Raw genomic sequence first — 12169 nt, 5'->3', positions numbered from 1 at the left:
CGGCCGGCGATGGCGCGTCTTGATCGACTCACCTGGGCCGAAGTTGCGGGGTGAGACTCGGCGGGAGACCGCTACCAAGGCCCACGTGAGTCGATCATCCTCGCTCTTCCCGACGGTGCGGGCGGTCAGGACAGGGCGGTGGCGATCGTCCGGGCGGCGGTGGTGACCTGCGGGCCGACGGTGTCGACCGGCAGCGGGGCCAGCGAGATCACCCCGACGCTCGCCTCCAGGCCGGGCACCCCGAGCACCGGCGCGGCCACCCCGTACGCCCCGGCCTGGAGTTCCCCGGCGGTGCTCACCGGGGCGGTGAGGCCGGCCCGCCCGGCGAGGACGGCCCGCCCGGCGGCCCCGCGTTCCAGCGGGTGCCGGGTCCCCGGCCGGTACGCCACGTGGAACGACGTCCAGCTCGGCTCGACCACGGCCAGGGCCACCCCTTCGCCGCCCTCCACCACGGTCAGGTGCGCGGTCGCCCCGGTCTGCTCGGCGAGCCGCCGCAGCGCGGGCAGCGCCCCTTCGGCGAGCAGCGGTTGGGCCCGCCGGGCCAGGTGCAGCACGCCGACACCGAGACGCAACCGACCGTCACCGCCCCGGCGCAGCATCCCGTGCCCGGTCAGCGCGCCGACCAGCCGGTAGACGGCGGCCCGGCCGATGCCGAGCCGGTGGGCGGCCTCGGTGACGGTCAATCCGGCCGACGCGTCGGCGACCAGGTGCAGCAGGCGCAGGCCCCGGTCCAGGGTCTGCGCCGTCTCGCCACCCGCAGGCGTCTGGTTGCCCGGCTCGCCGGGGGCCGTCGTCTCCACAGCAGGAGCGTACGACCCGGCTCGGGCAGACCCCGGGGAGCACGGACAGCTACCCTTGTACGGTGACGCTACGCCTGTATGACACCGCCACCCGATCGGTGCGGGACTTCGTCCCGCGGGAATCCGGCAAGGTGGGGGTCTACCTGTGTGGTCTCACCCTCCAGGCCCCGCCGCACATCGGTCACCTTCGCTCCGGTGTCAACTACGACGTGTTGCGGCGCTGGCTGTCGGCCGCCGGCTTCGAGGTCACCTTCATCCGCAACGTGACCGACATCGACGACAAGGTCCTCGTCAAGGCGCAGGAGCAGGGCCGTCCGTTCTGGTCCATCGCGTACGCCAACGAGCTGGCGTTGGCCCGGTCCTACCGGGCGCTGAACGTGCTGCCGCCGACGTACGAGCCGCGGGCCACCGGGCACATCCCGGAGATGCACGAGCTGATCGCCCGGCTGATCGAGACCGGGCACGCCTATCCGGCCACCGACGGCTCCGGCGACGTCTACTTCGACGTGGCCTCCTGGCCGGCGTACGGGTCGCTGTCCGGTCAGTCGCCGGACGACATGCAGTCCGCCGGGGACGCCCCCGAGCGGGGCAAGCGGGACCCCCGGGACTTCGCGCTGTGGAAGGGCGTCAAGCCGGACGAGCCGGCCGACGCCTACTGGCCGTCCCCGTGGGGCCGGGGCCGCCCCGGCTGGCACATCGAGTGCTCGGCGATGTGCCAGCGTTACCTCGGGGCCGAGTTCGACATCCACGGCGGTGGGCTCGACCTGATCTTCCCGCATCACGAGAACGAGATCGCCCAGTCGCAGGCCGCCGGGCTGCCCTTCGCCCGCTGGTGGGTGCACCACGGGCTGCTCAGCATCGGCGGCGCCAAGATGGGCAAGTCGCTCGGCAACGCCCTCGACCTGAGCTACGTCGACTCGCTCGGGGTGCGCCCGGTGGAGCTGCGTTACTACTACGCGGCGGCGCACTACCGGTCCCGGATCGACTACTCGGAGGACGCGCTGCGCGAGGCGGCGGTGGCCTACCGGCGGATCGAGGGGTTCGTCCAGCGGGCCGTCGAGCGGGTCGGCCCGGGGCAGTTCGGGGAGCTGCCGGCGGCTTACGTCGCCGCGATGGACGACGACCTCAACACCTCCGCCGCACTGGCCGTCCTCCAGGCGACGCTGCGTGACGGCAACACCGCGCTGGCCGAGGGGGACGATGTGACCGTCCGCACCACCCTCGCCGCCACCCGGGCGATGCTGGATATCCTCGGTGTGGACCCCCTCGACCCGGCCTGGGCCGGCGGCGGCCGTGCCGACGACCTGCGCGGCGTGGTGGACTCCCTGATCGCGCTGGCCCTGGAGCAGCGCGCGCAGGCCCGCAGCCGTAAGGACTGGGCTGCCGCCGACGCTGTCCGCGACCAGCTCAAGCTGGCCGGCGTGGTCGTCGAGGACACCCCCCAGGGCCCCCGTTGGACTATTGGAGAGCAGGACTGATGGCCGGCAACTCGCAGCGCCGTGGCCGGCGACTGACGCCGAAGGCGGGTGCCCCCAAGGGCTCCGGTGGCAAGAACAAGGACTCCCTCGCGGGTCGGGGCAAGACCCTGCCCGCCGACGAGCGACCCTGGCACAAGGCGTACTCGGGCACCGAGAAGCTGCCCCAGCGCACCGCCTGGAAGCAGGACAAGGAGCGCAGGGCGGCGGTCGAGGAGGGCCGGGCCCCCAAGATCGGCCAGCCCGGCACCAAGGACACCACCTGGGGCAAGGGCACCCGGGGGATGGCCCCGGTCCGGGCCAGCGCGGGCGGTCGCGGTGGCGCGGGTACGGGTCGCGGTGGCGCAGGCGGTCGGGCCGGCGCGGGTACGGGCCGTGGTGGTCCCCGGGTCGCGCCGGGGCGTAAGTCGAACCCGTCCCGGGACACCCCGGAGCTGCTCGTCGGCCGGAACCCGGTGCTGGAGGCGTTGCGCGCCCAGGTGCCGGCGACCGCGCTGTATTCCGCGCAGGGCATCGACGCCGACGACCGGATCAACGAGATCACCCGGACGGCCGCCGACCGGGGCATCGCCATCCTGGAGATCAGCCGAGCCGAGCTGGACCGGATGACCGGCGGTGTGCTGCACCAGGGCGTCGGCCTCCAGGTGCCGCCGTTCGCCTACGAGACCTTCGAGGACCTGGTGGCCGTCGCGCTGGAGCAGGCTGCTCCGCTGCTGGTCGCGCTGGACGGGGTCACCGACCCGCGCAACCTGGGTGCGGTGATCCGGTCGGCTGCCGCGTTCGGTGCGCAGGGTGTCTTCGTACCCGAGCGTAGGGCCGCCGGGATCACCGCGACCGCCTGGCGGACCAGTGCCGGTGCGGCGGCGCGGGTGCCGGTCGCCCAGGTCACCAACCTGACCCGGTCGCTCAAGGCGTGCCAGGAGGCCGGCTTCATGGTGGTCGGCCTGGACGCCGACGGCGACACCGACCTGTACGACCTGGAGGCGGCCGTCGGTCCGCTGGTCGTGGTGGTCGGCTCCGAGGGGCGTGGCCTGTCCCGGCTGGTCGGGGAGACCTGCGACCTGACCGTCAGCATCCCGATGATCTCCGAAGTGGAGTCGCTGAACGCCAGCGTCGCCGCCGCCGTCACCCTCGCCGAGGTGGCCCGCCGCCGCGCTGCGGAAGGCTGACCGGCCGCTGGCACCGGTGCGACCCGGCCGCCGGCACCGGTGCGAACCCGGCCGGGTAGACCGGCCGCTGGCTCCGGTGCGAACCCGGCCGTCCCGGGGCGGTCACGCGCCGGCACGGCCGGGGGACGACAGACGAAGAAAGGGGCGGTCCGCCGAAGCGGACCGCCCCTTTCGCGTGGTGGAATCAGATGCGCTGGCCGGTGGCCGCGTTGAAGACGTGGTTGCGGCCGGCACGCGGCTTGACGAACACGGTGTCACCCATGTTCGGCATGGTCCGCCGGTCGGTGCGGACCACGAAACGCTCCTCGTGGCCCTCCAGCGCGGCGTGACCGTAGACGTTGGCGTCCGAGCCGAGGTCCTCGACCAGCTCGACCACGACCGGCATGCCGCCCTCGGTCGGGCTGACCAGGTCGCAGTCCTCCGGCCGGAAGCCGACGGTGACCTTGTCGTTGCCACCCTCGCCCCGGGCCGCCTCGACCTGCTCGCGGGTCAGCGGGATGTGCAGCTCGGCGAAGGCCGCGCCCCGCTCGTTGAGCGGAACGGTCTTGATGTTCATGGCGGGGGAGCCCATGAAACCGGCGACGAAGACGTTGGCCGGGGTGTCGTAGAGCGCCCGGGGGGTGTCCACCTGCTGCAGGACGCCGTCGAGCATGACCGCCACCCGGTGGCCCATGGTCATGGCCTCGACCTGGTCGTGGGTGACGTAGACCGTGGTGATGCCGAGCTTCGCCTGGAGCGAGGCGATCTGGGTACGGGTCTGCACGCGGAGCTTGGCGTCGAGGTTCGACAGCGGCTCGTCCATGAGGAAGACCTGCGGCTCGCGGACGATCGCCCGGCCCATCGCGACGCGCTGGCGCTGACCACCGGAGAGCGCCTTCGGCTTGCGGCTGAGGTACTCCTCCAGCTGGAGCAGGCCGGCGGCCTCCTTGACCCGACGGTCGATCTCGGCCTTGGGGGTCTTGCGCAGCTTGAGGGCGAACGCCATGTTCTCGTACACCGACATGTGCGGGTAGAGGGCGTAGTTCTGGAAGACCATCGCGATGTCGCGGGCCTTCGGCGGGAGGTGGGTGACGTCCCGCTCGTCGATGTAGATCGCGCCGTCGTCGACGTCCTCCAGGCCGGCGAGCATCCGCAGGCTGGTGGACTTGCCGCAACCCGACGGACCGACCAGGACGAGGAACTCCCCGTCGCCGATCTGGAGGTCGAGCTGGTTGACCGCGGGGCGTTCGGTGCCCGGGTAGATCCGGGAGGCCTTCGCGTACGTGACCGTAGCCATGGTGGTGCGCTTCCTTTCACCGGCAGGAACGTGCCGGACGATCCGAGTGAAGGAGCTGTCGGCACCCACGGTGCCGACCCACGGACCACCTCCGGGAGGCAGCCGCAGCCGACCCCGGGTGTCATCCGTGTCACTGCACGGTAAACGGGATTTCCAGCCGTGCCAAGACGGGATACATCGAGTGGGACGGACGGCATACGCATTTCGGTCAGGCGGGCACGGCCGGGCATCAATCCCCTCGCCTGACGGGCGTGCGGTACGCCGATTCGTCGGTGGGACGGGCAGAAGATTGACGTTTTCCATGCTCGGGGACCCTGCCGGCCGGGATTTCCCGACGTCAGTCGCTATGCTGACGTCGCACCACGCGCCCCTGTAGCTCAGCTGGCCAGAGCACTCGCCTTGTAAGCGAGATGTCGCCGGTTCGATCCCGGCCGGGGGCTCCAATTCCACAGCACGGCCGCCATTGGCGTTGCCGCCTGTCGATCCGTCGACACCCGCCGGGCACGCTCCTGCCGCCACCTCCGCCCTGCGTGACCGAATGGTCACTTCCGGTGGATGAATCGAGCTGGTTGAGTGGAAGGACCCACCCCACCGGCTGAGACGGGCTGCCTCATGATCCTTATCGCCCCGCGTCGACTGTGCACCATCCTCACCGCCGGTCTGCTGGCGGCGACGTTGCTCGCGCCCGGCGTCGCCATGGCCGCGCCGAGGACGGGCAGTGTCCCGGCCTGCCTGATGCATCCGCTGCCCCTGCCGGCCGGTGGGGGCCTGGCCTGGGACGCGATGTTCGTCGACCCGGCCGGCCGGTTCATCGTCGGCACCGGTCGGCGGGCCACCGACCAGGGGCAGGAGCCGGTGCTGGTGCGGTGGGACGGTCCCCGCGTCACCGTGTTGACGAGATCACCCGGGCTGCTGGTGGCCGTCAACCGGCACGGCGTCCTGGTCGGTGACAGCTCCACCGGCGCCGGCAACCGACCGTGGCGTTTCCGGGACGGCCGGGTGGAGTGGCTGCCCCTGCCGCCGAGCGGGATCGGCGGCTATGTCACGGCCGTCAACAGCCGGGGGGACATCGTCGGCTTCGGCGGCTACCTGGAGGAGCCGGTGACCCTGCGCTGGCCGGTCGACCGGCCGGACACCGTCGAGGTTCTCGAGCCCGGCGGCCTCCCGGTGGCGATCCTCGACGACGGCACCATCGTCGGCGAGGTCCCCGGCGAGGAGGACCGTTCGTCGCACGGTCCCGGAGCGCACGGTCCCGGAGTGCGTGGTCCCGGTGCGCGTGGTGCCGGCGGGGAGCGCGGGGTCGCCCCGCCGCCCGTCGCCTGGGTGCGTCGTCCCGACGGACGGGTCGACCGGCTCACCGCGCCCGGCGCGGTGAAGTCGACGGTGCGGGTGGCCCGGGGGAACTGGGCGGTCGGCCAGGTCGCCGACACGGCGGACGGGCAGTACGGGCAGATGGTGCGCTGGGACCTGCGCACCGGGGTGGCGACGCCGGTCAGACCGGGACTGATCGCAATGACGGGCGTCAACGCATCCGGTGGACTGCTCTCCGACTCGGTGGTCGATCACCTTGACCGTCGGGTGCCGCTGCGCAGCGTCGTCTCGGACCCGGTGACCCGCGTCGTCGCCGAGGCGATCGCCGACAACGGTCTGGTCGTCGGCCGGGCCGCCGGCCGGCAGGTCTCCTTCCCGGTCCGGTGGAGCGGCTGCTGAGCGGTCCGGATCTCCGCAGGACGCATCGTCGCCGGTCGCGGCGGGGCCCCGCCGGTCGGTCCGGCTGGGTAGCCTGGTCGGCGCGGGGCTAGGACGACGGGCGGGGGCCGATGAGTCGTGCGGTGGAGCAGTCGAACCGGGCCATGTTGCGGGCCCGGGACGCGATGGACCGGGTGTACGCCGAACCACTGGACATCCCGGCGCTGGCCCGGATCGCGCTGGTCTCCGAGGCGCACTTCATCCGCACCTTCCGGGCCACCTTCGGCGAGACCCCGCACCGCTACCTGCAACGACGTCGGGTGGAACGGGCGATGTCGATGCTGGTGGAGACCGACCGGGACGTCACCGAGATCTGTTACGCCGTCGGGTTCAGCAGTCTCGGCTCGTTCAGCCGTACCTTCCGGCAGATCGTCGGCGAGTCGCCCACCGGATACCGCAGCAGCCGGTCGGCGGGCGACGGGCCGGTGCCGAGTTGCTTCGCCAAGGCCTGGACCAGGCCCAGCAGTTTTGGATAAGCAGCAGGTCAGGGGCCTGGCATAGCGTTCCCGGCATGACGATGAACGCGATCACCCGGTCCCAGCTCTACGTCCTCGACCAGGACGAGGCGCTCGACTTCTATGTCGGCAAGCTGGGCTTCGAGGTCAATACCGACCAGGATCTGGGCTTCATGCGGTGGCTGACGGTCAACGTGCCCGGCGATCCGCAGCGGGAGGTGCTGCTGGAGAAGCCCGGCCCGCCCGCGCTGGACCCGGCGACCGCCGAGCAGGTCCGGGAGCTGCTGACCAAGGGCGCGATCGGCGGGTGGCTGAGCATCACCACCGACGACGCCCACAAGACGTACGAGGATCTGGTCGGCAAGGGCGTCGACATCACCGACGAGCCGACCGAGCGCCCGTACGGCATCGACTTCGGCATCCGGGACCCGTTCGGCAACCGGATCCGCATCGGCCAGATGTTCCCCCGGGCCTGAGGGCGGCGTGGTCGGGAAGCGCGGGTTACGCTCGCGCCTCCCGAGCCTGACGAGGTGGCGACGGGTGTGCGGCTGCTCTACCTGGCCCGGCACGGCGAGCAGGAGGGTCGTGCGGCCGACGGTGGGCTCTGCGCCCGGGGCCGCCGGAATACCGGGTGTGGGCGGCGTGGTCGGCGGCTACCGTCGCCCGATGACCACGCCGAGTTTTCCCGATCTGCCGAAGTGTGAGTTCGCCTTTCCCGGTCCGCTGCGCGACCAGCTCGTCGCCGCCGTGCTCAGCGGGGAGAAGACCTCCACCACCGGGCTGCTCCAGGATTACGAGCGTGACGGTGAGCCGTTGCCCGTCGTGGGTGACCGGGCGGTGGTGGTCGACTCCGCCGACCGTCCGGTCGCGGTGATCGAGTTGACCGAGGTACGGCTGGTCCGGCTCGGTGACGTCGACCTCGATCACGCCCGGGACGAGGGCGAGGGGTACGACTCGGTGGCGGCCTGGCGGGCCGGCCATGAGGGGTACTGGCACGGGTCGGACTATCTGGGCTGGCTCGGTGACCCCGGGTTCCGGGTGGACGACGACACCGTCGCCGTGGCCGAGCGTTTCCGGGTGGTCGGGTGAGGCTGGCCGGTCAGCCGGTGGGCTGTTCCAGCTCGTCGCGTACCGCCAGGAAGTCCTCCTTGCGGTCGGGCTGCTTGGTGGCGGTCAGGAAGACCACCACCCCGGCGATCTCCGGGTCGGCCCAGGCGCAGGCGGTGAGATGACCCTCGTCGGCGGTCCGGCCCCGCCCGCAGCGGGCCTCGCCGCCGAACCGGCCGAACTCCACCGTCCTGAGCTTCGGAATCCGGTACGGCTTGAGTAGTCGGGCCAGGGTGGCCTGCGGGTCGGTGATCCGGCCCGAGACGGCGCTCACGATGATCGTCTCGGGGCCGTTCCGGCCCCGGCCGTACGTTCTCTCGACGGTGCTGGTGGCCGGGCTGGCCTCCTGGGCCAACTCGTTCAGCCGGAACCGGGGCAGTCCGGCCGGCAGCGGGGCACCCGAGCGGGGCAGACCGAGCAGGGTGTCCGGGGTCCGCAGCGTCCGTGCCGCCGCTGTCGGGGCGGGGTCCGCCGGCTGCCCGGCGTCGGCCACCGCGCAACCGGAGACCAGGACGGCGGCGACCACCGCCGGCAGCACCCCGGCCAGGCCGACCGGTCGACGCGCACCGGCCTGGTGACGCACCCCGGCCAGGCCGACCGGTCGACGCGGGCCGGCCTGGTGGCGCACCTCGGCCGGGCCGACCGGTCGACGCGCACCGGCCGGGCTGGCCGGGCGGCGCGGATCGGCCGGGTCGAGCGGGCGGCGCGGACCGGCGGGTCGTCTCTTCGGCACAACGCTCCTCGCGGGAATCGGAGCGGGTAGGTTATCCGACCAGTGTCGCCCCGGTTTGTCGTCGGTCCCCCGATTTCGCGGTGGGCGGTTCTCCGGTCCGGGGCGGCGGAATCGGGTGTGGTCGGGCACCGCACCCGGGGTCGGGTGCGGTGCCCGCTCGGAGGGTCGACGGCCACCGCGTCGGTGGTCAGCCGGTCGTGGTGGTCTTCAGCAGCAGGGCGGCCAGTTGGGGTGCGGCGGCCGGCGGTTGCGGACCGCTCGGGCAGTCGGACCACTCGACGATGCGGGTCCCGACGGTGAGTTGGTAGGAGTAGGTGTCCGCGCAGCGGCCGTCGGGCGGGCCGCCGCGGCTGCGGGTGGCCGGGCCGGTGAGCGTCCGGAGCTGGTCGAGCTGTGCCGGGGTGAGCTGGCCGGTACGGGTCGTGCCGGCCCGGTCGGTCGTGGTCCACCGACCGTCGGGCTCGACGGTCACCGTGTCGCGGTTCCCGGCGAAACCTCCGGAGCGGGTCAGGGTGACCCGGTCGACGGTGGTGGCGGACCCGGTGCCCCCGGGGCCCCGCGTGGTGCCGGCTTGGGTCGTCGCGCCCGGGGTGACGCCACCGGCTGCGGCGGTCGGAGCGGCGGGGGTGGTGGTGGTCGGGGTGCCGGGGGTGGTGGCCGTCCCGGTGGGGGCGGTGGACGGCGTCGCGGGTGAGCCCGGGTCACTCGCTGAGCAGCCGGTCAGCAGGCCGAGGGAAACCGTGATCGTGGTCAGGACCAGGGCGGATGATCTCATGCCGTTCCGACGCGCATCGACGTCAATCGGTTCCCTGGGCAAGGTGCCTCCTCCGTTCGGCCAGTGTCGTGTCATGGAACCGTTCCATCCCTTCTCTTTTCTTCGATGTATCGCTATATCTACATGCGTGACCACCCCCGTCACATCTTTCCCTTGCCAGGAGGGCACGTGAAAAGACCCCTCGCCGCCGTCAGCACAGCTCTGCTCACCAGCGGATTGCTGACCTGCGTCGCCACCGCAGCGCAGGCGGCCCCGGCCGCCCCCGCTCCGGACACCGCCCCTGCCGCCCGCGCCGAGAGTCTGCTGCGCAGCAACCCCGGTGCCGTGCAGGGCGCCAGCGGAGAGGCCTACCAGGCCGTCCGCACCAAGGTCGACGCCAACGGCGCCGCGCACGTCCGCTACACCCGCACCTACCAGGGTCTGCGGGTGTACGGCGGTGACTTCGTCATCCACACCGCGCCCAACGGGACCCTTGCCGGCACCTCGGTCGGCCTGTCCGCTCCGCTCGCCCTGGGCACCACCGCCAAGATCAGCCCGGCGGCGGCCAAGGCGACGGCCCGCAAGGCGTTCTCCGGCAAGATCACCGAGGTGGGTACGCCGGAACTGTTCGTCGACGCCACCTCCGGTAAGGGCCGGCTCGCCTGGGAGACCGTGCTGTCCGGCTGGAAGGCCGACCAGCAGACCCCGTCGAAGCTGCACGTCATCACCGACGCCAGCACCGGCCGGGTCATCGGCGCGCACGACGAGATCGAGTCCGTGGTCGGCAGCGGCCAGGGCATCTACACCGGCTCGGTCAGCATCGACACCACGCTCTCCGGCAGCACCTACCAGATGATCGACCCGTCGCACGGCAACGGCCGCACCTGCGACATGAACAACGGCACCAGCACCTGCACCACGTTCACCGACGCCGACAACGCCTGGGGCGACGGCACCAACACCAACCGGCAGTCCGCCGGCGTCGACGCCCACTTCGGTGCGGCCAAGACGTTCGACTACTTCAAGAACGTGCACGGCCGCAACGGCATCTTCGGCAACGGCACGGGTGTGCCCAGCCGGGTGCACTACGGCCGCAACTACGTCAACGCCTTCTGGGACGGCGCCCAGATGACCTACGGCGACGGCGCCAGCAACTCCCGGCCGCTGGTCTCCCTCGACGTGGCCGGCCACGAGATGAGCCACGGCGTCACCGAGGCCGTCTCCGGCCTGGTCTACTCCGGCGAGTCGGGCGGCCTCAACGAGGCCACCAGCGACATCTTCGGCAACATGGTCGAGTTCTACGCCGCCGCGCCGAGCGACCCGGGCGACTACCAGGTCGGCGAGAAGATCAACATCAACGGCAACGGCACCCCGCTGCGCTACATGTACAACCCGTCGCTGGACGGCTCGTCCGACTCGTGCTGGAGCACCAGCACCAAGAACAAGGACGTGCACTACTCCTCCGGCGTCGGCAACCACTTCTTCTTCAACCTCGCCGAGGGCACCGGTGCCACGTCGTACGGCACCTCGCCGGTCTGCGGCTCCGCCCCGGCGGTCACCGGCATCGGCCGGGAGAAGGCCGAGAAGATCTGGTTCCGCGCCCTGGACGTGTACTTCACCTCCAACACGTCGTACGTCAACACCAGCACCCCGGCCAACACCGCCCGCGCGTACAGCCTCAAGGCGGCGACCGACCTGTACGGCAGCTGCTCCACGGAGTACAAGGCCGTCCAGGCGGCGTGGACCGCGGTCAACGTCGCCGGCAGCGACGCCCCCTGCTCCTCCACCGGTAACGACTTCTCCGTCTCGCTCTCCCCGACCTCCGGTTCGGTGACCGCGGGCGGTTCGGTCGCCACCACCGTCGCCACCGCGACCACCAGCGGCACCGCGCAGACCGTGACGTTCTCCGCGTCCGGCCTGCCGACCGGCGCGACCGCGTCGTTCAGCCCGGCCTCGGTGACCTCGGGCGCCTCGTCGACCCTGACCATCGCCACCTCGGCCAGCACCCCGGCCGGCAGCTACCCGGTGACGGTCACCGGCACCGGCGCGGTGGCCCACTCGGCCAGCTACACGCTGATCGTGAGCAGCGTCGGTGGCAGCTGCACCGCCGGCCAGCTCCTGGGCAACCCCGGCTTCGAGTCGGGCAACACGGTCTGGGCGGCCAGCACGGGCGTCATCGGGCAGAACGGCGCCAGCCAGCCCACCCACGGTGGCACCTGGAACGCCTGGCTGGGCGGCACCGGTGGCACCCTGACCGAGACGCTCTCCCAGTCGGTGAGCGTGCCGGCCGGCTGCTCGACGTACAACTTCAGCTTCTGGCTGCACATCGACACCCGGGAGGTCAGCTCCACCACCGCGTACGACAAGCTGACCGTGCAGGTGCTCAACTCCTCCGGCACCGTGCTGGCGACCCTGGCGACCTACTCGAACCTGAACAAGGCCACCGGGTACACCCAGCGCTCGTTCTCGCTGGCCGCGTACGCCGGCCAGAGCGTGACCCTGAAGTTCACCGGCACCGAGGACGCCTCGCTGCGGACGTCCTTCGTGGTCGACGACACCGCGCTCGACGTCTCCTGACCTGATCGTCGTGCCAGCGGGCCCGACGGCCACCCCTCCCGGGTGGTCGTCGGGCCCGCGCCGTTATGGTCGCC

General features: G+C 72.0%; 11 protein-coding genes and 1 tRNA gene. 8 read left to right on the top strand and 4 right to left on the bottom strand.

Annotated features, from left to right (window positions below; translation table 11 throughout):
* Positions 1 to 125 precede the first annotated feature (125 nt).
* Entirely contained in the window at positions 126 to 800 is a 675-nt protein-coding gene (locus tag ACQP2H_RS28750; protein WP_208567805.1) for an IclR family transcriptional regulator, read from the bottom strand.
* 62 nt (positions 801 to 862) lie between these two features.
* Here ACQP2H_RS28750 and cysS point away from each other — a divergent pair, with 62 nt between their 5' ends.
* Positions 863 to 2278, top strand: coding sequence for a cysteine--tRNA ligase (gene cysS / locus ACQP2H_RS28745; protein ID WP_219465014.1), 1416 nt, complete (start codon positions 863 to 865; stop codon positions 2276 to 2278).
* Positions 2278 to 3444, top strand: coding sequence for a 23S rRNA (guanosine(2251)-2'-O)-methyltransferase RlmB (gene rlmB / locus ACQP2H_RS28740; RefSeq protein ID WP_433229539.1), 1167 nt, complete (start codon positions 2278 to 2280; stop codon positions 3442 to 3444). Before cysS ends, rlmB begins: the two co-directional genes overlap by 1 nt.
* A 184-nt stretch (positions 3445 to 3628) precedes the next feature.
* Here rlmB and ACQP2H_RS28735 read toward each other — a convergent pair whose 3' ends face one another.
* On the bottom strand, positions 3629 to 4720 hold the full coding sequence (locus tag ACQP2H_RS28735) for an ABC transporter ATP-binding protein (RefSeq protein WP_219465011.1): 1092 nt from the start codon (positions 4718 to 4720) through the stop codon (positions 3629 to 3631).
* A 366-nt stretch (positions 4721 to 5086) separates the two neighbouring features.
* Here ACQP2H_RS28735 and ACQP2H_RS28730 point away from each other — a divergent pair.
* The 5 genes from ACQP2H_RS28730 to ACQP2H_RS28710 all read left to right on the top strand — a co-directional run bounded on the left by ACQP2H_RS28730 (position 5087) and on the right by ACQP2H_RS28710 (position 8013).
* Positions 5087 to 5163 (top strand) — tRNA-Thr (locus ACQP2H_RS28730).
* A 169-nt stretch (positions 5164 to 5332) separates the two neighbouring features.
* Entirely contained in the window at positions 5333 to 6430 is a 1098-nt protein-coding gene (locus ACQP2H_RS28725; protein WP_219465009.1) for a hypothetical protein, read from the top strand.
* A gap of 110 nt (positions 6431 to 6540) precedes the next feature.
* The gene (locus ACQP2H_RS28720; protein ID WP_433229538.1) at positions 6541 to 6945 is read left to right on the top strand and encodes a helix-turn-helix domain-containing protein; all 405 of its coding nucleotides are present in this window, start codon (positions 6541 to 6543) and stop codon (positions 6943 to 6945) included.
* Between the two features lie 35 nt (positions 6946 to 6980).
* Positions 6981 to 7400 (top strand): VOC family protein, encoded by a 420-nt coding sequence (locus ACQP2H_RS28715; RefSeq protein ID WP_091247537.1) that lies wholly within the window; start codon positions 6981 to 6983, stop codon positions 7398 to 7400.
* A gap of 190 nt (positions 7401 to 7590) precedes the next feature.
* Entirely contained in the window at positions 7591 to 8013 is a 423-nt protein-coding gene (locus ACQP2H_RS28710; RefSeq protein WP_219465006.1) for an ASCH domain-containing protein, read from the top strand.
* A gap of 10 nt (positions 8014 to 8023) precedes the next feature.
* Here ACQP2H_RS28710 and ACQP2H_RS28705 read toward each other — a convergent pair whose 3' ends face one another.
* On the bottom strand, positions 8024 to 8764 hold the full coding sequence (locus ACQP2H_RS28705; RefSeq protein WP_219465004.1) for a hypothetical protein: 741 nt from the start codon (positions 8762 to 8764) through the stop codon (positions 8024 to 8026).
* Between the two features lie 187 nt (positions 8765 to 8951).
* Positions 8952 to 9539 (bottom strand): hypothetical protein, encoded by a 588-nt coding sequence (locus ACQP2H_RS28700; RefSeq protein WP_363819751.1) that lies wholly within the window; start codon positions 9537 to 9539, stop codon positions 8952 to 8954.
* Between the two features lie 168 nt (positions 9540 to 9707).
* Between ACQP2H_RS28700 and ACQP2H_RS28695 the strand changes: the two genes are divergently transcribed.
* Complete coding sequence (locus ACQP2H_RS28695) at positions 9708 to 12095, top strand: M4 family metallopeptidase (RefSeq protein ID WP_363819748.1); 2388 nt, start codon at positions 9708 to 9710, stop codon at positions 12093 to 12095.
* The last annotated feature ends 74 nt before the right edge of the window (positions 12096 to 12169 follow it).

The sequence above is a fragment of the Micromonospora sp. CA-248260 genome (assembly GCF_050942205.1).
Classification (GTDB): Bacteria; Actinomycetota; Actinomycetes; order Mycobacteriales; family Micromonosporaceae; genus Micromonospora; species Micromonospora antibiotica.
This window is presented reverse-complemented; position numbering and strand designations above follow the sequence as displayed.